A 22,207-nucleotide genomic window follows, 5' to 3' on the forward strand; every position below is an offset into this window, starting at 1 on the left:
GCGCCAAGGCTTGGCTTCAGATCTTCTCGCTGATCTTGATCGCGGTCCGGCAGCCGGCCTGGATCACCGCCGTCAGCAGCGGATAGGCGGGCGCCTCATGCGCGCCTTCCTCGACGGCCAGGTCGCGATGCGAGAGTTCGTCGTCGCGGAACTGGGTCAGTTCGGCGGCCAGGACCGGGTCGCGATCCTTCAACTCGTCGATCTGTCCGGCATAGTGCTTCTCGATGACGTTCTCGACCGCCTCGGTGCAGGCATGAGCGGCCTTGTCGCCCAGCAGGGCGGTGCCAGCCCCCAGGGCGAAGGCGGCCGCGCGCCACAGCGGCGACATCAGGGTGGGGCGGACCTTGTGTTCGGTCAGCAGGGCGTTGAAGCGATCCAGGTGGACCTGTTCGTGGCCCTCCATTTCCGTCAGCTGGTCGGCGATGCGCTGGCGGTCGGGACTGGCGCGCATGACGGCCGCTTGGCCGCGATAGATATGCACGGCGGCCAGCTCGCCAGCCTGGTCGACGCGCAGGATCTCGGCAAGACGGTCGCGCAGGGCGCCCTGGCCAGGGCGGGGCGGGATGGGCTTGCTCATGCCGCGGGCGCCTTGCGCAGGGCCGATAGCGCCGACCAGACGGCCAGCTTCAGCGAGATCAGCACGTTCCAGCCGGCCATCGACAGGCCCAGAAACACCCAGGCGGCCTTGTCACAGGCGGGGGGCTGGATCTTGGCCGTGCCCTTTAGCAGGGCCTCCAGATTGGCCGCGCTGGCCGAGCCGCCGCCCGAGCAGGTCGAGGGACCTGGCCACCACTTCCATTCGGCGCCGGCGTGATAGAGCGCCATGCCTGCGCCATAGAGGAAGATCGCGCCGAGCAGCAGTTGAGCGGGCAGGCGCAGGCGCGTCCACAGCGGCGTGCGCTGCAGGACCGTCAGGGCCAGGGCCAGGGTCCCGGCGACCCAATAGACTTCACGCTGCTTCAGGCAGAGGTGGCAGGGCGCGAGGCCGCCGAACTTCTCGAAGGCATGGGCGGCCGCCAGCATGGCGGCGCTGGTCAGGAAGGCTATCAGCGGCCAGTGGCGGGTGACCAGATCATAGACCCGGCCAATAAAGGCGCCGGCCTTCGGCTCTTGGTTCGTCATACCGCGCAGGCTCCGCCGCTGCTCCCGCCCAGGAAATGGCTAGCCGTCAGACCAATGACAATGAGGGCGATAAAAAGACCGGCGAACAGGGCCAGGCGGCGTTCGACGATCGGCAGCAGGGTCGGGCCGAATTTCTTGATGATGTAGGCGACCAGGAAGAACCGAGCGCCGCGGGTGATCACCGAGGCGATGATGAACATCGGGAAGGCGAAGGCCGCCAGGCCCGAGGCGATGGTCACCAGCTTGTAGGGGATGGGCGTCAGGCCCTTGGCCAGGATCACCCAGACGCCGTACTTGCCGTACCAGCACTGGAATTCCGAGAGGCCGCCGGCATGGCCGGTCGCGGCCATCATCCACATGCCAAAGTCCTGCAGGAAGAAGCCGATGGCGTAGCCCAGGGCCCCGCCCAGCACCGAGGCCAGCGTGCAGATGAAGGCGTAGCGCCAGGCCTTTTCCGGCTTGGCCAGGCACATCGGGGCCAGCATCACGTCCGGCGGCACCGGGAAGAACGAACTCTCCGCAAAGGAGACCGCGAACAGGCTCTTCTCGGCATGTCGGGAAGCGGCCAGGCCCATGACCCAGTCGTAGAGGCGGCGCAGCATGCGGACTCCGGTGTGGTGACGCCTGTAGCTAAAGCGGGATGGCTGAAAGTGTAAGCGCTTTCGGCGGCTATCACGCTTTCAACACACAAAAACGACCCTGCTCGCCTTTGGCGGGCAGGGTCGCTTGATTGTGCGTGGGATATCGGCGCGTGCGGCTTCCCGTCCGCACGCGCCGGCCCCGAGGCCTCCCTTTGGAGGTGAGAGGCCCTGAGCTCTAGAACTTCACGGCCAGCGAGACGCTGTAGTTGCGGCCCGGCTGGCTGTAGCCGTCCTTGACCACCGAGTTGTCGGCCAGGCCGCGGACGTCGGCCCACCACCAGTACTTCTCGTCGGTCAGGTTGAAGACGCCGGCCCGCAGGGTGGCGTAGTCGGTGACCGCCACCCAGGCCGTCAGGTCGGCGACGGTGAACGACGACGGCATGAAGCAGTTCTGCGAGGTGCTGGGGCTGCCCTGGGTCGCGCCGGGGCAGGTGACGCCGGCGCGACCGGCGGTCTTGCGGGCCGAATGGATGACGCTGAAGTCGCCGCCGAACTTGTTCGAGGGCGCGCGATAGGTCAGGCCGCCGGTTAGCTTGACGGGGTCGATCGACAGCAGCGGCGTGTTGACGCCGTTGATCCGCGAGGCGCCGCGGGCATAGGACACCGCGCCGCGGGCCACGAAGCCCGAGCCCAGGTCGAACGAGCCCTTAGCCTCGGCGCCGCTGATCTTCACGCCCGACAGGTTGATGTACTGGAAGATGGTCGGGTTGGTCGGCGTCATGTTGCCGCCCACCTGCACCTGCTCGATGAAGTCATCGTACTCGCCGGTGAAGCCGGTGACGGCCACGCGCCAGCCGTTGCGGTGCAGGCGGAAGCCGGCTTCCAGGGTCTTGCTGGTTTCGGGCTTAAGGTCCGGGTTCGAGATCGAGCGATAGTTCTGGATCGGGTTGGCGAAGCCGGTGTTGACCTGCGACGGCGAGGGGGCCTTGAAGCCCGCGGCCACGTTGGCGAACAGGGTGACCAGTTCGGTGGCGTCCCACACCACGCCCAGCTTCGGCGACACGTGGGTGTCGCTCTGGCCCGAGGTCGCGGTGGTGAACAGCGGATCGCTCTTGGGATCCAGCTTGTAGTAGTCGAGGCGGACGGCCGGATAGAGGGTCACCGGGCCGGCCGCGATCTCGTCCTGGATATAAAGACCGGCCAGGGTGAAGTCGGTGGTCGGGAACGCCTTGGCCGGGAAGGTCTCGCCGGCCGGCGGCTGGGTGCCGTCGCGGGCGCCTGCCTGGCGGGTGATCGAGGCGTCGCCGCCCCAGATGACTTCATGCTTGACCGCGCCAGCCTCGAACAGGCTGTGCAGCTCGACCGCGCCGCCGAAGACGCGGTTGTCGAAGGTAGCGTCGCGGGTTCGGTCGGGGGCGGTGTTGCGATCCTCGGCCGAGAACTGGCGGGTGGTGCTGTCCTGCCAGTACAGACTGGTGCGGGCGGCGCTGATCAGGCCCTGGCCGCCGTCGAAGCGGTGGTCTAGCGCCACGCGGTCGCGGCGCATCTTGTCGAAGGCGGTCAGGCCGATGACGCTGGTCGTGGCCAGCGGCGGCTTGGCGATGGCGCTCAAAACGTTCCAGTCGACGTCGCGGTCGAAATGCTCTGCCGTCAGGCGGAAGCGGTGCTGGTCATTGGGGCTATAGACGACCTTAGCCAGCACGGCGTTGGACTGGTTGTCCTCGGGGTTGGCGGTGGTGCGGTCGGTGTTGGCCGAGTCGTTGTCGCCGGCGGTCTTCTGGCCCTCGCCGTCGCGACGGGTATAGGCCAGCATGCCTTCCCAGCGGTCGGACTTGCCGGCCAGGACCAGGCTTTCCGTCCAGCTTTTGTCGGCCGAGGCATAGCCCACGCGGGCGCGGCCGGCGAAGCTCGTACCGGCCTTGAGGATGTCCGACGGGTCCTTGGTGATGAAGCTGACCGAGCCGGCCAGGCCATCAGCGCCGTACATGGCCGAGGCCGGACCGCGTACGATCTCGACCGACTTCAGGATGTCCAGGTCGACATAGTCGCCACGACCGGTCGACTGGGCGCCGAAGGCGAAGCCGTCGGGCACGCGCACGCCATCGACCACGACCAGCACGCGGTTGCCTTCCAGGCCGCGGATGTTGAAGCCGGCGTTGCCGTCGCGGCCCGTCGAGGCGCCGGCGGCGGTGAAGCGCGCGGGGGCGTTGCGGACCGACACGCCGGGCTCGTCACGGACCAGATCCTTGATGTCGCGGACCAGGCCGTCTTCGATGTCTTCCGACGAGATCACCGTGACGGTGACCGGGGCCTGCGACACGGTCTTTTCCGAGCGGGTGGCGGTGACGGTGACCTTGTCGACCTCGGCCACGTCCGCGTTCGGAGCCGCATCGGCGGCATGCGCGGCGCTGGCCAGCAGGGCGGCGGTCGAGGCGGCCGCGAGCGCGGCCAGCTTCAGGCGAGACATCGGTAGATCCCCATGCGAATTGTTCGCAACTTATGCCGATGGCCGTAAAACGAGCGGGTTCCATGGTCAAGTCGTTTGCAATTGATTCTCAGAAGTAATCGCAATATGCCGGGCCTCGCCGCGATTGGAGCGGCGCCTGGGGTGTTCCCGATGATCCGATCCTTCCGCGCCGGCCTGCTGGGCGGCGCGCTCCTGCTCAGCCTGGCGGCGCCGGCCGCCCAGGCGCACTCGCCGTACCTGCTGCCGACCGTGTTCGACGCCTCCGACCGCAAGATCGTGACGGTGGAGGGCGCCTTCACCGAGGACTTCTTCACGCCCGAGGTGGTGATGAAGTCCGACGCCTATGCGGTTGTCGGCCCAGACGGCGTGCGCACGGCCATCGCCCCGACCTATCTGCGCCAGCTGGCGGTGTTCGAGGTCGCGACCGAGAAGCCCGGCACCTATCGCATCACCACCGGCCAGCGCGGCGGCCGCACCGCCAAGGCCGCCTTGGTCAAGGGGCAGTGGGAGTTCTTCGAGGGCTCCAAGGCCCCGGCTGACGCCATCGACATGCAGAGCCTGACGACCGCCGAGGTCTACGTCACCCGCGGCGCGCCCAGCGATGCGGCCCTGGCCGCGACCGGCAAGGGCATCGAGTTCAAGGCTGTGACTCACCCCAGCAAGATCGTCACTGGCCAGGACGCCGTGTTCGAGGTGCTGTTCGACGGCAAGCCGGTGGCCAACCAGGTGATCGAGTTCGTGCCCGCCGCGGACCGCTACGCCGACGCCAAGCCCGCGCCCAAGACCGTGACCAGCGACGCCAAGGGCCGCTTCGCCGTGAAGCCGGACCACTCGGGCCTCTACCACATCCAGACCCGCTATCGCTTGGGTCCTGCGGCCGCCGGCCAACCGGGCTTCAGCTACACCTACGCCCTGACCTTCGAATCCCTCCGTTGATCGCGAGACCCGCCATGAAGACCCGCAACATTCTCGCCGCCGCCGTCCTGGCCGCTTCGGCCGTCGCCGGCGTGGCCCACGCCGCCTCGCACGCCCGCGACACCTTCATCAAGGAGCAGGACCAGAACGGCGACGGCGTCGTCACCAAGGACGAGTTCGCCGCGACCCGCGCTATCCAGTTCGCCAAGATCGACGCCGACAAGAACGGCGTGCTGTCGGAAGCCGAGTACGTGAACGAGTTCAAGGCGCGCCTGGAAGAGCGCCTGAAGGCCTCGGACCGGACCGACGAGAAGAAGCAGGAAGAGCGTGAGCGCCAGATGCGCCAGACGGTCGTCCGCTTCCACGTCCTGGACAGCGACAAGAGCGGCGGCATCACCAAGGCCGAGTTCGATTACTCGGGCTGGCGGATGTTCAACGTCCACGACACCAACAAGGACGGCACGGTCTCGGCCGCCGACCCGGTCAAGGAAAAGCAGGAAGACTGATCCGTCTTTCTTTGACCTCGCGCCTGGCTCCCATCCTGCGGCCGGGCGCGGGATCATGGTGGGGAAGGGGCGTTGGCGGGCGACCGCCAGCGCCCCTTTTCTGTGCCCGATTTTGACTTTCGGCGTTTCGTAGCTATCACCGCCGGCCAAGACATCACGACATGGGCCCCTGCGGTCCAGACGAAAGCCAGAAGACCATGAGCGACACGCCTCCCGACCGCCTCTCCGTCAATCCCGACAGCCCGCACTACGACGCCGACCTGCTGGAGCGCGGCATCGGCATCCGCTTCAAGGGCGTCGAGAAGACCAATGTCGAGGAATACTGCATCAGCGAGCGCTGGGTGCGCGTCGCCGCTGGCAAGACCTTGGACCGCAAGGGCAACGCCATGACGATCAAGCTGCAGGGCGACGTCGAAGCCTACTTCCGCGACACCGCCGAGGGCTGAGCCCTGTCCGCGAACGATCCGGACCTGGAAGCCATGGCGCGCGACGAGCTTTCGCGCGCCATGACCCTGCGCTGGCAGGACCTGAAGGGCATCGTGCCCTGGGGCGACACGTTCGAAGGCATCTCGCCGGCCGGCCGCTATGTCGAGGTCGAGCGCGGCTATATCTGGGTCTCGGAAGAGGGCGGCGACATCCTCTGCGAGGTCGCCGTCTATGGCGGTCCGTCCCGCTACGACCAGGGCGTTCGTGTCACGAACGTGATTTCTCGCCCCGCCTGATCACCTTGGCCGTGCATAAATAACGCCGTTGCGTTAACCATGATGCGCGCCGGTCTCCGGCGCATGATGTGGGCCAAGGGGGATCGGCGTGTATCAATCAGAATTTCCGGTCGACCAGCCTGTGCCGGTCTACGACCCCACTCTGTGGTTCGCCCTGATCCTGGCGTGCCTGGCCATCGCCGCCCTGGCCTTCTATGCAGGCCGCCTGACCGTCGCCAAGAGGAAGAGCGGCGACGACAGCAAGGTCCCCGAGACCATCCACAAGGCCATCCAGGACAAGTGCAAGGAGGCCAGCAGCGCTCACTCGGGCGAGTTGCTGGTCAAGACGCTGGACCTGATCGCCGAACTGACCCGGCGCATCGGCCCGCTCTTAAGGTTCGGCGAGCTTTGCGCCGACACCTTCCAGGTGCTTCAGCTGGCTGTCGTTGGGGAAGTCCCCAATCCCGAAGGCCATGATGCGCATGGGCATGACGACCATGGCCATGACGAGCATCACGACGATCACGGCGACGGGCACGGACACAAGCCCAAGGGCGATTCGCTGAGCCCTGAGCACGGCAAGCCGCACGACAAAGGACGCGGCGGTGTCGAGGTCCTGAGCCGCAACGTCACGATCGTGGGCTCGCAGACCGTGCTGTTCGCGAAGGAAAAGAGCGATCACGGCGCCGACGACCACGGCCATGGCAAGAAGCCCAAGGCCATGGACCACAAGGCCTTTACGCAGAACCTGCGTTTGGCCGTGGCGGCGTTCTCAGACGCCTGGAACCAGCCTGAGACGCTGGCGACGCTCAAGGCCTGCCGCGACGCGCTGACGGAAACTCAGCCCCTGCCAAAGCCCAAAACGGGGACTTCGCGGCACGACTGACCTGCTCCGGCGCACAGGAACGCCGTTCAGGAAGGCGAGACGGCTATTCTCTGCCCAAGCGGCGTGCGAAACTGATCCTTCGTTCGAGCGAACGCAACGGGGCGTTGAGGCTCGAAGCGTGCATGCTCACATCAAGACGCGCACTGATCCGGCCGACAGGGTTCCGGCCAAGTGCAACGGACTGGCGAAGGCCGCTCCTCGAAGGCGGCCACGCCGGGGGGAACGAAAGGAAGGGCATGACCGCGACGGTCTCCACGATCACGTCTGGCGCATCCGAAACGCCCGAAACCGGCGTCAGCCTCAAGGACTACGTCCCTTATCGCCTGGCCACGGCCTCGGCGGCGGTCAGCCGGCTGATCGCCCGCGCCTATGAAGACCGCTTCGGCCTGACCATCCCGCAGTGGCGGCTGATGTCGGTGCTGGCCGAGGGGGGGCAGACCCAGCACACTGCTGTCACCCGTACGGCCATGGACAAGGTCCGGGTCAGCCGGGCTGCGCAGGAACTGGTCGTGCGCCGCCTGGTGGCCCGCACCACCGTGCGCTCGGATCGCCGTTCGCACACCCTGGAACTGACCGCCGCGGGCCGTCGCCTGTTCGCCGAGATCGCCCCGCTGGCCCTGGCCTATGAGGCGACCCTGCTGGCCGGCCTGGCGCCCAGCGAGGTGGCGACCTTCAAGCGTCTGCTCGACCACCTGCAGAACAAGGCCATCGAGCTGGCCGGCGGCGAGACGATCAGTCCCCGCGCCGACGGTTCTCCCGAAGGCTCGCTCGAGGTCGAATGAGCGCCTTTCCGAGGCTGGCGTTCGCTTGCGACGCCTGCTAGGAAGGCCACCCTTCGCGGCAGCGCGAAGCGATGCGGGCGTGGTGAAACTGGTAGACGCGCCGGACTCAAAATCCGGTTCCGAAAGGAGTGTCGGTTCGATTCCGACCGCCCGCACCAACTTCCATTTTTTCGGCTGAGCTACTTCAGCTTTCCCGGATCCACCACCACGTGGCGGATGCCGCGGCGGTTCACCGTGTAGGTGATGTGCACCTTGCCGTCGCGGGCCTGAATGATGGCGGGGTAGGCGTAGCCGTCGGGGACGGGTTCGGTCTCCAGGGTGAGCACCTCGCGCCAGGCGATCCCGTCGCCGGAGATCGCCAGGTTCAGCGGCACGCGCGGGCCCTTGCCCGGCTTGTCCGGATACTGGCCCGCGTGGTTGTAGACCATCAGTTGACGGCCATCGGCCAGGGTGACGGCGTCCGTACCCGAGTTCGGATTGGGCAGGTCGATGGTGGCGATCGGGCTCCAGGTCTTGCCGTTGTCTTTCGACCAAGTCTGAGCCAGCGCCCCTTGGCGGGTGCGGGCCACGGCCTCGAGCACGCCGCTCGGATGGAACAGGATACTGGGCTGGATGGCGTCGATCTTCAGCGGGGAGGGGACCAGGCCGGTTTTGCTCCAGGTCTTGCCGCCGTCTTCGCTGCGCTCGAAATAGAGGCTCCAGCCGCCGCCGTCGGCTTGGCTGACGCCCTCGGACTCCTCGACGCTGACCGGCGACAGCCAGGTCCCGTCGGCCAGAACGACCGGCTTGTTCTTGATCGGGCCCAGGATGCCGTCGGGCAGCCGGATGGGCTTGCCCCAGGTCTTGCCGTCGTCCTTGGAGGTCATGACCATGCCCCACCAGTCCTGCGGGCTGGGCCCGACCTTGTAGAACAGGAAGAGCTCGCCTTTCGGGGCCTGGAACAACACGGGGTTCCAGGTCGGCAGGCGCGGGCCGCTGGCCTGGACGCCGTTGGCCAGCTCGCGAGCCGTCTGCCACTGACCGTCGACCATCCGGGCGAACCAGATGCCGACGTCGGGATTGCGTTCGTGCGTGCCGCCGAACCAGGCCGCGGCGATCGTGCCGGCGGTGGTCTCGACGATCGTCGAGGCGTGCGATTGCGGATAGGGGGCGTTCACATAGGCCGGTCCCTTGGCCAGGATCGCGTCGGATGCGCTTGCTGGGGAGTCGGCGGCGGCCGGCGAGACGGCGAAAATCGCGACGCAGGCGGTCAGCGTCAGGACAGAGCGACGCGCGAGCGAGGAGGGGCTGGCCATGGGTTTTCCTCTGAATCCTTGGGATTGCGGCCCGTCTGACGCGAGCTCTGAACGCCTCTGGTATCGGTAACGGCGCTTGGCGCCTAGGTCAGGATGTCGCAGGGCGTCGAGGCGGTGAGGACAAAAAAACCGAGCGTCTACAAATGCTTTGCTGCACTTGCCCTTGGGTCATCCGCTGTTGCGGGTTCCCCTAAGGGCTTGCTGTGCAGGTTTCAGCTTGAAAAACGCCGCAACCCGCCTCAGCATGGATGAACAATGATACCGGTGTCATCCAAGAACACCGTCAGAGTGCTTAAATCCTGGGAGGGAACGAAGATGACTTCATCCAATCGTCTGCGCCTGCGCGCACGCCTGCTGAGCGGCACGGCCGCCTGCCTGATGGTCGCCGGCATGACCGGCGTCGCCCATGCGCAACAGGTCGAGGACTCCGCCGTCGAAGAGGTGGTGGTCACCGGCTTCCGCAACAGCTTGGCCCAGGCCCTGAACGTCAAGCGCCAGTCAGCCGCGGCGGTCGACGCGATCTACGCCGAAGACATGGCCAAGTTCCCGGACCTGAACCTGTCCGAATCCATTCAGCGCATCCCGGGCGTCGCCATCTCGCGTGACGCCGGCGAAGGCCGCCAGATCTCGGTCCGCGGCCTGGGCGGCCAGTTCACCCGCGTGCGCATCAACGGCATGGAAGCCTTGACGACGTCGGGCGGCACCGACGCCTCGGGCGGCACCAACCGCAGCCGCTCGTTCGACTTCAACGTCTTCGCTTCGGATCTCTTCAACCGCATCACGGTGCAGAAGACCGCCTCGGCCGAGACGGAAGAGGGCTCGCTGGGCGCGACCGTCGACCTGAACACCGCGCATCCGTTCGACAAGCCGGGCTTCAACTTCGCCGTCTCGGGCAAGATGGGCTACAACGATCAGGCCGAGAAAGCCTCGCCGCGCGTCGCCGCCCTGATCTCCAACACCTGGCGCGACGACACCATCGGCGCTCTGTTCTCGGTGGCCTATTCAAAGCGCAATCTGCTCGACCAAGGCACCAGCACGGTGCGTTGGCAGACGGGCACGGCCACCGCGCCGGGCTTCCGCAGCGTGCGGGGCGTGACCTGCGCCACCAACGCCGCCGCCTGCGCCGAGGCCAACGCCGCCGTCCACCCGCGTATCCCGCGCTTCGACTGGTACAAGACCCAGCAGGACCGCCTGGGCGCGACCGGCGCGCTGCAATGGCGCCCGACCGACAAGACCAACGTCTCGTTCGACATGCTGTACGCCAACTTCAAGGGCGAGCGGAACGAAGACTTCCTGGAGACCTTCACGCCTCAGACCGCCGGCGCCTGTACGGCGACCTCGCCGGTCACCTGCGGCATCAACCAGGTCGACATCCTCGACTACACGATCGCCACGCCGCGCGCGAACTTCCCGGTCATGACCAAGGGGACGTTCAACAACATCGATCTGAAGACCGAGCAGCGCCACGACAAGCTGAAGACCGAGTTCCGCCAGTTCACCCTGGCTGGCGACCATGAGTTCACCGACAAGTTCCGGGCCAAGGGCGTGCTGGGCTTCTCGAAGTCGACCTTCTCCAACCCGGTGCAGAACACGGTCCAGTGGGACCAGTACAATGTGCAGGGCTACACCTGGGACTATAGCCGTGGCGACACCTACCCGGTCATCACCTACGGCACCGGCGACCTGAAGAACGCCGACGCCTGGACCCTGGCCGAGATCCGAATGGCTCAGGGCTTCGTCGACAACAGCTACAAGACCGCTCAGTTCGACCTGGCCTACGACCTCAGCGACGCCTTCAAGATCAAGGGCGGCCTGGCCTACAAGGCCTACCAGATCGAGAGCGCGGCCTTCTCGCGCACCAACGGCACCTCGGCCAACATCAACCCGATCTCGTCGGCCGAACTGCGGGGCATTGCGCGCAGCAGCTACGCAGAGACCATCGACTTCACCAAGAGCCTGTCGATCCCGTCGGGCAACGCCGGCTCGTGGATCACGCCGGACCTGAACAAGGCGCTCAGCGCCCTGAAGATGAACGATCCCAACTACGGCAAGGCGGTCACCACTACGCCGGGCACGGTGTGGGTCAGCCCGTTCGCGACCACCTGCTTCAGCAGCGGCTGCGGCCTCTACAACCTGGGCCGCGAAGCCAGCCTGGGCAGCAACTACACGATCGATGAGTGGGACACGACGGGCTACGTCCAGGGCGACTTCAACTTCGACGTCGGCGGCGTGCCGGTGCGCGGCGACATCGGCGCGCGCTACGTCCAGACCCGCCAGAAGGCCCTGGGTTACGGCGTGGTGCCCTCGACCGTGAACGGCGTGAACTATCAGACCATCTCGGCCACGATGGCGACGCGCAGCTACAACGACTTCCTGCCGGCCATGAACCTGGTGATCGAGCCAGCCGAGGACCTGCTCCTGCGCTTCGGCGCCGCCAAGGTGATGTCGCGCCCGAACCTGGGCTCGCTGACCCCCGGCGTGAACATCGGCACGGGCAGCAACAAGACCGTGACCTCGGGCAACCCGTTCCTGGACCCGTTCCGCGCCAAGACCGCGGACGCGGCCATCGAGTGGTACTTCCAGCCCGGGGCCCTGCTGTCGGCGGCGTTCTTCTACAAGGACATCTCGACCTTCGTGCAGAGCTACACCTCGCCGCTGTCGACCTTCGATCAGAACCCGTTCGGCCTGCCCGACAGCGCGGCGGTTGCGGCTTGCGGCACCACGCCGGGCTGCTCGCCGGGCCTGCCGGTCTGGCAGTTCTCGACCTCGGTCAACACGCCCGGCGGTCCGCTGAAGGGCTTCGAGCTGAACTATCAGCAGCCCTTCACCTTCCTGCCGGGGCCGTTCGACAAGTTCGGCTTCCTGGGCAACTTCACCTATGTGAAGTCTGAGGTGACCTATCTGTCCTCGACCGGGGCGATCACGGCCGTCGGCCCGCTGACCAACCTGTCGAAGACCAGCTACAACGCCACGCTCTACTACGAGACCCCGAAGCTGAGCAGCCGCGTGTCGGCCGCCTATCGCAGCAAGTATCTGACCCAGATCCCGGGCCGCAACGGCTCGGACGTCGAGGGCACCAAGGGCACGCTGAACTTCGACGCTTCGGTCACCTACAACTGGAGCAAGAACCTGGCCTTCACCTTCGAGGCGGTGAACCTGACCAACGAGGTTCAGGACCAGTACTACGACAGCAGCCAGCTGGTGTCGTTCTACCACGAGACGGGCCGCGAGTTCTTCCTCGGCTTCCGCTACACCTACTAAGACCAAGGCGCGGCGCGGTTCTTTCGAGAGCCGCGCCGCTTCCGCTTTCAGGCGTCCTTCATGCCCAGACTTCCCGATCGCCGCGCCGTCGTGATGGGCGGTTTCGCCGGCCTGGCCGCCGCGCCGGCCCTGGCGGCGACTCAGCGTTTCGACGCCGTCCTGTCGGCAGGGCCTGATCGCCGCGCGACACGACATTTCCCGACCTTGGCCGCCGCGCTCGAAGCCGCGCCTGCCGACAGCGGCAAGGCGTTCCGCATACTTGTGCCGAAGGGGACCTGGCGCGAGCAGGTCACGGTGACCCGGCCGAACGTCCATCTGGTGGGCGAGGGGCAGGGGGCCAGTGTCATCGTGTTCAACGAGTACGCCGCCGGCCGCAATCGTCCGGGCGGCCCGTCCGAAATCGCCACGGTCACCGTCCTGGCCCCGGGTTTCCAGGCGCACCGCCTGACCATCGCCAACGACTTCGACTATCCGGGCAATATGCCGGCCGAGGTCGACTACGACCGCACCGGCGCCAGCGGGGCCCAGGCTACGGCGTTGAAATTGGGGAAGGGCTCGGACAAGGCCTATTTCGAGGACGTCGCCCTGACCGGCTGGCAGGACACCCTGTTCACCGACGCTGGTCGGAGCCTGTTCCGCCGCTGCTATGTCAGCGGCTGCGTCGACTTCATCTACGGCATGGGCGTCGCTGTGTTCGACCGTTGCGAGATCCGCTCGCGCACGCGGCCGGGGAAGGATTTCCATGGCTTCATCGCTGCGCCGGATACGAACCGCAAACAGCCCTATGGCCTGGTGTTCCTGGATTGCCGCCTGACCCGTGACGGCGACATGCCCGACCACACCATGGCGCTGGGGCGGCCCTGGCGGCACACCATGACCTTCCCCGACGGCCGCTATGGCAATCCCGACGCGGTGGGCCACACGGCCTTCATACGCTGCTGGATGGACCGCCACATTGTGCCCGAAGCCTGGTATCCGATGCACTACAACTTGAAAGGCGGCCGCCGGGCCATGTACCAGCCCGAGGACGCGCGTCTGTTCGAATATGCGAGCCGGGGTCCTGGGGCGGGCAAGCCTTCGGAGCGTCGCCGGCAGCTGACGGCGAACCAGGCGCGGAAGTACACGATCCCCAGCCTGCTTTCGGGCTGGAATCCGGCGTAGGAGTAGGACGATGTTCGGACGGCGCGAGATCCTGATCGGTGGAGCCGCGGCGGCTGGGAGCCTGCTGGCCAACGAGGCCCTGGCCGGCAGCGGCCGCGAGCGTACGGGCAAGAACCAGATCGTCTGGACTTTCGACCGCCTGTCCGGCATCGGCGGCGCGGCGACCACGGTCGAGGGCGATCCGCAACTTGTGGCCAGTCCGTTCGGTCAGGCCGTGCAGTTCGACGGCGTCGACGACCGCCTGGTGATCGACCGCCATCCTCTGGCCGGCTGGGAGCAGTTCACGTTCGAGGCGCTGTTCCGTCCCGATGGCGGCGTCTTCGCCCAACGCTGGTTCCACCTCAACGAGGAGCCCGCCGGCGGCGAGCCCTCGACGACGCGCATCCTGTTCGAGATCCGGGTGATCGAGAACCAGTGGTGTCTGGACGCTTTCGCCACGGGGCCGGGCTACAAGCACACCCTGCTGTTCGAGAACAAGCTGTTCCCGGTCGGCCGTTGGTACTGGGTGGCCCAGAGCTTTGACGGCAAGACCTATCGCGCCTTTGTCGATGGCGTGCTGCAGGGTGAAGCCGAGATCGACTACAAACCGCAGGGGGCAGGCCGCTCCTCGGTCGGCGCGCGCATGAACAAGGTCGACTACTTCAAGGGCGCGATCCGCGAGGCGCGCTTCACGCCCCGCGGTCTTGCGGCCGACCAGCTGCAGCGGATGGGCTAGCGCTTCTCCTCGCGCAGACCGCCCAGTCGCACCGGCGCATTGTACTCGCGGGCGGCCTTGATCACGTAGTCCTTGAATTCACCCGCCATCTTCAGGCTGGGGCCCTCGCTCCAGGCGGCGGCGAGCATGTATTCGAACTTGCCGTCCGCCGTCGGGGCGACCTTGAAGACGTGGTTGCCCTGGCGCTCGTCGCTGGAGACGTAGGTCGGCTTGTAGGCGTCGCGCACGACGATGGCCGAGCCGGCATAGTCGATCTTGAAGCCGTTCTGCACCGCTTCCTTGTCGTCGGGATTGCGCACCAGCTCGCTGCCGCCGGTGATGGCCACGCCGCCCTGCTGATAGAGGATCTCTTCCGGCGCATGCTTGCGGATGCCGGCGGCCCACGTCGCGCCCTTCGCCTTGGGTGAGAAAGTCTTGAAGGTCACGCGGCCGGTGGAATAGTTCTGGCCGGCGAAGGCGGTGTACAGCTGCTCGACTTCGTAGCGGCCGCGACCGCTGTCCCAGTTCATGGTCTTGACGCGGATCATGCTGCGCAGAGGGCCGTTTGTGACGACCTCGAAGGCGTAGCGGGTGTCGGTCAGGCCGTTGCCGTTGAAGCGGTTCTCCTGATCCGAGGTCGGAGTAAAGCGCGGGCGCGAGATGGCGTTCGGCTTGGCCGGGTCGTCGAACACGCCGATGCCGCCGCCGCCGAAGGTGTCGTCCACCGACATGATGTCTGAGCCCAGCTTCGGGTCGATGCGCGACACCGCGTAGCCGTCCAGGTTCTCGCCATACAGGCGCGGCGACATCAGCATCGGCGCGCGCTTTCCGTAAACGTCGGCGTCGGTCGGGAACCACAGCTTCCAGCCGACGGCCTCCGACTCCCAGAAGGGCACGGTGTGGCGCATGTAGCTGCCGATGCCGGCATGGGTGCGGTGGGGGTTCCAGCCGCGCTGCTGGAAGCCGCGATAGATGTAGATCGTCTTGGTCTCGCGGGCCTTGAGGTCGACCTGCAGGAACAGCTCGTCCCACAGGCCGTCGGCGTCCAGGTCGTCCAGCTGATAGTCGAACGAGCGACCGTTGGTCTCGGCCAGGCGGCCGTGCGGGCCGTCGGTGGCCTGGCGTTCGTGGTCGGGAGCGGGGCGGGGCTGGCCGGCCGGGTCGACGAGGGTGATGGTCAGGGCCTGAATGCCGCGTAGCATCGGCAGTTGCTCGGGCGTCAGGATGACGGGGCTGCCGACACGATCCTCGTCCAAGTCATTGACGAGCGTGATCGCGATGCGTTCACTAGGGGCGAAGGTCCCCTGGGTGTACCAGGGCGAGTCAGATGCCTGAGCGACCCCCGCGAGCATCAGGGGCAGGGCCGAAACGGCAAGCAGTCGACGGGCCTTCATACGCATCTCCCTCACTTTTGGCGCATCAGAGGTCGCGGAAGCGGGGAATGCAAGTCTGTATGCTCATTATACCAGCTTCCGATTTCCGTTACGGACGCTATGGTGGAGCAGGCGCTAGGGAGCGCTACCAAAAATAGGGGAGAAGCGCGTGGTGAAGCGCCCGATCGCGTTGAGTTTGATCCTGGCCCTCGGCGTCAGCCATGCCGCGCTTGCTGCCGACGCCATGCGCGACGGCTTCCAGACCCCGCCGGCCGAGACCCGGCCGCACGTCTTCTGGCAGTGGATCAACGGCAACGTCTCCCGCGAGGGCGTTCACCTCGATCTGGAATGGATGAAGCGCGCGGGCGTCGGCGGGGCGATCCTGTTCGACGTCGGCTTCAACACTCCGCCGGTGCCGCAGTACGTAAAGACGCGCATTGGCTACGGCACGCCAGAGTGGAAGGAGACGGTCGGCTATGCCGTATCGGAGGCCAAGCGGCTGGGCCTGCAGTTCGGCATGCAGGCCGGCGGCGGCTGGAGCGAGACCGGCGGTCCTTGGGTCAAGCCCCAGGAGGGCATGAAGAAGCTGGTCTGGAGCGAGACGGTCGTCTCCGGCAAGGGCCCGATTGCGCTGGCGCCGCCGCCGGGGATCAGCGGGCCGTTCCAGGACATGCCGATTGGCGCGCGCTTCGCCGAGCCCAGGCTCTACAACGACGTGGCGGTGGTCGCTTGGCGCGAGGCCGAGACGATCGTCGCGCCGACCGAGGTCACTTCCAACGCTGGCCCCGTGGATGCGGCCCGCCTCGCTGATGGGGCTTATGCCGTTTCGGCTGGCCAGCCGCTGGCTGGCGACGGCTGGGTGCTGCTGCGCTACGCCAAGCCGGTGGCCGCCCGCGCCGTGACGGTGTCGGTGGACGGCGCCATGCCTGACGGCGTGGTCGAGGCCAGCGACGATGGCGTGACCTTCCGCACCCTGGCGACCTTGCCGGGCGACGTGCGCCAGGGCCTGCCGGTGCGCACCTTCGCGTTCCCGAAGACGACCGCCAAGGTCTTCCGCCTGCGCCTGACCAAGGACGCCAAGGCGACGGCGCTGACCGAGTTCGCGATCCACGCCGACGCCCGCGTCGATCGCTTCCAGGAAAAGGCCGGCTGGGGTGTCCTCGTCGACGCTTGGGCCGCGCAGACCCCGGCGACCGACGCCGCCATCGCGCCGGACAAGGTGCTGGACCTGACCAGCCGCCTGAAGGCTGACGGGACCCTGGACTGGACGCCGCCGGAAGCCGGCCGCTGGCGCGTCGTGCGCTATGGCTGGTCGTTGACCGGCCGTCGCGACACGCCGGCCGCGCCCGAGAGCCTGGGCCTGGAGGTCGACAAGTACAACGCCGAGCATGTTCGCGCCCATATGCGCGGCCTGCTGGAGCCGCTGAAGGCGCAGCTGGGCGAGGGCGGTCTCAACTACGTCATCACCGACAGCTGGGAAGCCGGCCAGGCCAACTGGACCGAGGCCATGGCCGCCGAATTCGCCGCTCGCCGCGGCTATGCGCTGACGCCCTGGCTGCCCGTGCTGGCCGGCCGGGTGGTGCAGAGCGCGCAGGCCTCCGACCGCTTCCTGGCCGACTACCGCCAGACTTTGGCGGACATGCTGACCGAGCACCACTTCGCCCAGATCAACGCCATCCTGAAGGCCCAGGGCATGCGCTACGAGGCCGAGGCTCCGGGCGTCGATCTGCCGACCATCGCCGATGGCCTGCGGGCCAAGGGCCAGGTCGACGTGCCGATGGGCGAGTTCTGGGTCTATCCGGCCGACAAGCCGCCGCCCGCCGCCCATGTCGCCGACGTCCGCGAGGCCGCCTCGGCCGCCCACGTCTATGGCAAGCCGGTCGTCGCCGCCGAGAGCCTGACCACCATGGGTGAGGACCCCTGGCGCACGGGGCCGTGGCAGCACAAGCGGATCTTCGACCGCTACATGGCCGAGGGGATCAACCACTTCATCCTGCACACCTCGGCCCACCAGCCGTTCACCGACCGCAAGCCGGGCATGACCCTGCGCCAGTACGGCCAGCACATTTCTCGCAACGAGACGTGGGCCGAGGGCGAGATGCGGGCCTGGACCGACTATCTGGCCCGCAGCGCCTGGATGCTGCGCCAGGGCCGGGCCGGCGCCGACATCGCCTGGTTCCAGGGCGAAGGCGCGGCCAACGGTTTGCCCTATGCCGAGGGCGGCAAGCCGGCCATCCCGGCGGGCTACGACTTCGACTATCTGGACGCCGACAGCCTGGTCGAGCGCCTGGCCGTCAAGGACGGCCGCGTCGCGCTGCCCTCGGGGGCGAGCTATGCCGTGCTGGTCATTCCCCCGGCCGTGCAGCGCTTGAGCCTGCCCGTGCTGCGCAAGCTGGACGCTCTGGCGGCGGCCGGCGCGCTGATCGTCGCCGAACGACCCAAGGCCTCGCCCACCCTGTCAGGCGGCGCCGAAGCCGAGGCCGAATGGGCGAAGCTGGTCGACAAGCTGTGGGCTGGCCCGATCCGCACCGGCTCGGTCGAGGTCGCCCTTAGCGGCCGCGCAACGCCGACCGTTCAGGGGGAGGGGATGGGAAGCAACTTCGTCTGGACCCAGCGGGTGCTGGACGACGGCGAGCTGTTCTTCGTCAACAACACCACCGACAAGCCGCTGGCCGTCTCGCCGTCGTTCCGGGTCACCGGCAAGGCGCCGGACCTGTGGCGCGCCGACACGGCCAAGACCGAGCCGGCGGGCTACGTCCAGAGGGACGGTCGCACCGAGGTGACGCTGAACCTGGCCCCCTACGAGTCGGTGTTCGTGGTCTTCCGCACGCCGTCGCAGGCGACCTCACGGCCGGCCGCCGCAGCCGCGAACGAGACGATCCTGCGCACCGTCGAGACCCTCTGGAAGGTCAAGTTCGAGCCCGGTTGGGGCGCGCCGACCGAGCCGGTGACCATGGAGCGCCTGGTTCCGCTGAACGAAAGCGCCGACCCCGGCGTGCGCTACTACTCCGGCGCGGCGACCTATGAGACGACGCTGGACGTGCCGCGACAGTGGCTGAAGAAGGGTCAGGCCATGACCCTCGATCTGGGCGAGGTCCGCGAGTTCGCCACCGTCACCCTGAACGGCAAGACGCTGCCGGTGCAGTGGAAGCCGCCCTATGCCGTGGACGTCACCGAAGCCCTCAAGCCGGGCCGAAACACGCTGAGTGTCCGTGTCGTCAACTTCTGGGCCAACCGGATGATCGGCGACCAGCAGCCAGGCGCGAAACCGCTGACCTTCGCGCCGATTCAACCGTTCAAGGCCTCTGATCCGCTGATGACGTCCGGTTTGTTGGGACCGGTAACGCTGAAAAGGACCGAAACTCGGTAACCGGTTTCCGGACCATCTTGCCAAGACACTCAACTGGTATAATGATCACCTCATGCGCTCATTCAGAAGCGCGCCAGAACGCGCCGGCCCGCTTGTGGCTGGGCCTTGAGGGGAAACGAGATGATCCAAGGGATTCAACGGCGCTTGGCCGTCAGTGTGTCGGGCTTCGCGCTGTTGGCGGCGCTGGGCGGGGTCGCCCACGCCGATGAGGCGATCGCCACGTCGGGCGGCGTCGCCGCCCCGGTTGCCGCAGGCGCCGCCGCCGGTCTTGCCCAAGCGGCCGAGCAAGCCGACGACACCGCCGTCACCGAGGTGGTGGTCACCGGCTTCCGCAACAGCCTGCAGCGCGCGCTGGAGCTGAAGCGCACCAACACCGGCGTGGTCGACTCGATCCTGGCCGAGGACATCGCCAAGTTCCCTGACAACAACCTCGCAGAGTCGATCCAGCGGATCCCCGGCGTCGCCATCAGCCGCGACCAGGGCGAGGGCCGGGCCCTGTCGGTCCGCGGTCTGGGTCCCGACTTCACCCGCGTGCGCATCAACGGCATGGAGGCCCAGGCCTCGACCGACGGCTACAACGGCGCCAACCGCGGCCGCGGCTTCGACTTCAACGTCTTCGCCTCGGAGCTCTTCAACCGCATCGACGTGCGCAAGACGCCGTCGGCCGATACGGAAGAAGGCTCGCTGGGCGCGACGGTCGATCTCGTGACCGGCCACCCGTTCGATTACAAGGGTTTCAAACTCGCCGCCTCGGCCCAGGCTGGCTACAACACCCAGACCGAGAAGACCCGCCCGCGCATGGCGCTGCTGGTCAGCAACACCTTTGCCGACGACAAGCTGGGCGCGCTGTTCTCGGTGGCCTATTCGAAGACGGCCGTGAACTTCCAGCAGTCCAGCTCGGGCCTGTGGACCAACGGTCCCAGCGACGGCGGCTGGTGCCGCCCGACGTCGGGCACCGGCGGCATCTGCGATGTCTCGGCCGCCGAGCTGCCGCGCGCCACCGAGCTCTATAACCTGGCCAGCTCGGCCAACACCTACTATCCGCGCTTCATGCGCTACGTGCAGGGCCTGGGCCGCACCGAGCGCCTGGGTCTGACCAGCTCACTGCAGTGGGCGCCGTCCGACGACACCAAGGTCACGCTGGACGGGCTGTTCTCGCGCTACAAGGTCAGCCGCGACGACTGGCCCATCGAGGCCATCGGCTTCAGCCGCGGCGCCTCGCAGGGCGGCAAGCCCGAAATGCTGGTCCGGGACATGATCCTGGATAGCAACAACACCATGGTCTACGGCCTGTTCGACAACGTCGACATGCGCTCGGAGCATAACCGCGACGAGTTCTCGACCGACTTCGGCCAATGGACCCTGACGGCCGAGCACAAGTTCAGCGACAAGTTCAGCATCGACGGCGTCGCCGGCTATTCGTTCTCGGACTTCGACAACTTCAACGACATCTCGACCCAGATCGACCGCTTCAATGTCGATGGCTATTCGGTCGACACCCGTCCGAACGGCCAATACCGTCCGGCGATCAACTTCGGCTTCGACGTCACCAATCCGGCCCTGTGGTACTTCGGCCCGACCGTGACCCAGCCGGGCGGCACCGGCCCGACGGGCCCCGAGATCCGCCTGCGTCCGAACTACACCGACAACAAGTACAAGACCGTCCAGATCAACGGTAAGTACGCTCTGAACGACAACCTGACCCTGAAGGCCGGCGCCAACTGGAAGCAGTACGACTTCTCGGCCCAGTCCTATCGCTACGCGCTGGGCGAGGCGAACTTCCCGGCCATTCCGTCCGGCTACACCATCCAGAGCCTGACCGAACAGTTCTGCGGCCTGGGCAAGATGAACGTGCCGTCGCCGACGCCGACCTGCTGGACGACGCCGAACATCGACGCCTTCGCCGCCGCCTACAACATCTACGGCAACACTGGCCGCACGGCCCTGTCGCAGACCGTGGCCAGCGTGCGCGGCGAGAACCGCGAGGTGCAGGAAGAGAACAAGACCGGCTACGTCATGGCCAACTTCGACTATGACGTCGGCGGTTGGCGGGTGCGCGGCGACGTGGGCGTGCGCCACGTCCAGACCCAGCAGACCTCCAGCTTCTACACCAACGTTCCGACCTCGGTGAACGCCTCGGGCTTCGTCTACACGACCGTCGAGCGCAAGTACGACGACACCCTGCCGTCGATGAACCTGGTGGTCGAGCCGACCGAAAACCTGCTGCTGCGCTTCGCGGCGGCCAAGGTGATGGCGCGTCCGGCTCTGTCGGCCCTGGCGGCGGCGACCAGCGTCTCGGTGGCGGGTGGTTCGCGCAGCGTCTCGACCGGCAACGTCAATCTCGAGCCCTATCGGGCCAAGACCCTGGACGCCTCGATCGAGTGGTATCCCAAGCCGGGCGTGATCCTGTCAGCCGGTGTCTTCTACAAGGACATCAGCACCTATGTGCAGACCCTGACGCGCATCATGCCGTACTCGGCGACCGGCCTGCCGACGTCGCTGCTGGACGGCACCGGCGTCAACGCCAACGACGAGTTCAGCGTCACCAACGTCGTCAACACCGACGGCGGTCCGCTGAAGGGCGTCGAGCTGAACTACCAGCAGCCGCTGGACTTCCTGCCCGACATGTTCCGCGGCTTCGGCATCCTGGCCAACTACACCTATGTCGACTCCAGCATCGACTACATCGTCGACCCGAACCCGGCGACCTATCGCGCCATCAATGCGCCGCTGTTGAACCTGTCCAAGCACGCGGCCAACGCCACGCTGTACTACGAGCGCGGCCCGCTGCAGGCCCGCGTGTCGGTGAACTATCGCGACAAGTACCTGACCGCCGTCCCGGGCCGCTACAACCAGGACGTCCAGGGCACGCTGTCGACGACGTTCTTCGACGCTTCGACCTCGTACAAGATCAACGACAGGCTGACGGTCAGCCTGGAAGCGCTGAACCTCTCCAACGAGAAGGACATCTCGTACATCGACTCCAAGGCCCAGCGTTTCGAGAACTACCGGGTCGCCGGCCGCCAGTTCTTCATGGGCGTCCGCTACACCTACTGATCTGACGACTTTTAGCCTTCGGTGATTGTCACCTCC

At 66.9% G+C, this 22,207-nt stretch carries 17 protein-coding genes and 1 tRNA gene; 12 read left to right on the forward strand and 6 right to left on the reverse strand.

The features are described 5' to 3' along the window. Window positions 1-16: 16 nt before the first annotated feature. From E1H18_RS13590 to E1H18_RS13605, 4 genes are all read right to left on the reverse strand, one after another. Window positions 17-577 (reverse strand): demethoxyubiquinone hydroxylase family protein, encoded by a 561-nt coding sequence (locus tag E1H18_RS13590; protein ID WP_172269176.1) that lies wholly within the window; start codon window positions 575-577, stop codon window positions 17-19. Then, complete coding sequence (locus E1H18_RS13595; RefSeq protein WP_172269179.1) at window positions 574-1,122, reverse strand: disulfide bond formation protein B; 549 nt, start codon at window positions 1,120-1,122, stop codon at window positions 574-576. The genes E1H18_RS13590 and E1H18_RS13595 overlap by 4 nt, the downstream gene beginning before the upstream one ends. Beyond that, window positions 1,119-1,724, reverse strand: coding sequence for a YqaA family protein (locus E1H18_RS13600; RefSeq protein WP_172269182.1), 606 nt, complete (start codon window positions 1,722-1,724; stop codon window positions 1,119-1,121). The genes E1H18_RS13595 and E1H18_RS13600 overlap by 4 nt, the downstream gene beginning before the upstream one ends. Window positions 1,725-1,938: 214 nt before the next feature. Continuing rightward, entirely contained in the window at window positions 1,939-4,170 is a 2,232-nt protein-coding gene (locus E1H18_RS13605; protein WP_172269185.1) for a TonB-dependent hemoglobin/transferrin/lactoferrin family receptor, read from the reverse strand. 150 nt (window positions 4,171-4,320) lie between these two features. On the opposite strand from E1H18_RS13605, the gene E1H18_RS13610 reads away from it, so the two are divergent. The 7 genes from E1H18_RS13610 to E1H18_RS13640 all read left to right on the forward strand — a co-directional run bounded on the left by E1H18_RS13610 (window position 4,321) and on the right by E1H18_RS13640 (window position 8,118). Then, the gene (locus tag E1H18_RS13610; RefSeq protein ID WP_172269188.1) at window positions 4,321-5,106 is read left to right on the forward strand and encodes a DUF4198 domain-containing protein; all 786 of its coding nucleotides are present in this window, start codon (window positions 4,321-4,323) and stop codon (window positions 5,104-5,106) included. A gap of 14 nt (window positions 5,107-5,120) precedes the next feature. After that, window positions 5,121-5,591 (forward strand): EF-hand domain-containing protein, encoded by a 471-nt coding sequence (locus E1H18_RS13615; RefSeq protein WP_370526501.1) that lies wholly within the window; start codon window positions 5,121-5,123, stop codon window positions 5,589-5,591. 197 nt (window positions 5,592-5,788) lie between these two features. After that, window positions 5,789-6,037 carry a DUF3297 family protein gene (locus tag E1H18_RS13620; RefSeq protein ID WP_172269194.1) on the forward strand — a complete coding sequence of 83 codons (249 nt, stop codon included), beginning with the start codon at window positions 5,789-5,791 and terminating at the stop codon, window positions 6,035-6,037. 33 nt (window positions 6,038-6,070) lie between these two features. Next, window positions 6,071-6,313: a hypothetical protein gene (locus tag E1H18_RS13625; RefSeq protein ID WP_172269197.1), complete on the forward strand. Its 243-nt coding sequence runs from the start codon at window positions 6,071-6,073 to the stop codon at window positions 6,311-6,313. Window positions 6,314-6,401: 88 nt separating this feature from the next. After that, window positions 6,402-7,178: a hypothetical protein gene (locus E1H18_RS27185; protein WP_172269200.1), complete on the forward strand. Its 777-nt coding sequence runs from the start codon at window positions 6,402-6,404 to the stop codon at window positions 7,176-7,178. A gap of 236 nt (window positions 7,179-7,414) precedes the next feature. Next, complete coding sequence (locus tag E1H18_RS13635; protein ID WP_172269203.1) at window positions 7,415-7,960, forward strand: MarR family winged helix-turn-helix transcriptional regulator; 546 nt, start codon at window positions 7,415-7,417, stop codon at window positions 7,958-7,960. A 73-nt stretch (window positions 7,961-8,033) separates the two neighbouring features. Next, window positions 8,034-8,118 (forward strand) — tRNA-Leu (locus E1H18_RS13640). 21 nt (window positions 8,119-8,139) lie between these two features. Here E1H18_RS13640 and E1H18_RS13645 read toward each other — a convergent pair. Then, complete coding sequence (locus E1H18_RS13645) at window positions 8,140-9,255, reverse strand: exo-alpha-sialidase (RefSeq protein WP_172269206.1); 1,116 nt, start codon at window positions 9,253-9,255, stop codon at window positions 8,140-8,142. A 315-nt stretch (window positions 9,256-9,570) separates the two neighbouring features. Here E1H18_RS13645 and E1H18_RS13650 point away from each other — a divergent pair, with 315 nt between their 5' ends. The 3 genes from E1H18_RS13650 to E1H18_RS13660 are packed head-to-tail and all read left to right on the forward strand — an operon-like array spanning window position 9,571 to window position 14,392. Further along, window positions 9,571-12,516: a TonB-dependent receptor gene (locus E1H18_RS13650; RefSeq protein ID WP_172269209.1), complete on the forward strand. Its 2,946-nt coding sequence runs from the start codon at window positions 9,571-9,573 to the stop codon at window positions 12,514-12,516. A 60-nt stretch (window positions 12,517-12,576) separates the two neighbouring features. Then, entirely contained in the window at window positions 12,577-13,677 is a 1,101-nt protein-coding gene (locus E1H18_RS13655; RefSeq protein ID WP_172269212.1) for a pectinesterase family protein, read from the forward strand. Between the two features lie 10 nt (window positions 13,678-13,687). Further along, a complete protein-coding gene (locus E1H18_RS13660) occupies window positions 13,688-14,392 on the forward strand; it encodes a LamG domain-containing protein (protein WP_172269215.1) in 705 nt (234 codons plus the stop codon). On the opposite strand, the gene E1H18_RS13665 is transcribed toward E1H18_RS13660, so the two are convergent. Then, window positions 14,389-15,765: a DUF4861 family protein gene (locus E1H18_RS13665; RefSeq protein WP_172269218.1), complete on the reverse strand. Its 1,377-nt coding sequence runs from the start codon at window positions 15,763-15,765 to the stop codon at window positions 14,389-14,391. The genes E1H18_RS13660 and E1H18_RS13665 overlap by 4 nt on opposite strands. A gap of 151 nt (window positions 15,766-15,916) precedes the next feature. Between E1H18_RS13665 and E1H18_RS13670 the strand changes: the two genes are divergently transcribed. Both E1H18_RS13670 and E1H18_RS13675 read left to right on the forward strand, forming a co-directional pair. Next, window positions 15,917-19,114 (forward strand): glycosyl hydrolase, encoded by a 3,198-nt coding sequence (locus E1H18_RS13670; RefSeq protein WP_172269221.1) that lies wholly within the window; start codon window positions 15,917-15,919, stop codon window positions 19,112-19,114. Between the two features lie 120 nt (window positions 19,115-19,234). Then, a complete protein-coding gene (locus E1H18_RS13675; protein WP_172269224.1) occupies window positions 19,235-22,171 on the forward strand; it encodes a TonB-dependent receptor in 2,937 nt (978 codons plus the stop codon). Window positions 22,172-22,207: the final 36 nt, after the last annotated feature.

This window comes from Caulobacter sp. RHG1 (genome assembly GCF_013181195.1).
Taxonomy (GTDB): Bacteria; Pseudomonadota; Alphaproteobacteria; order Caulobacterales; family Caulobacteraceae; genus Caulobacter.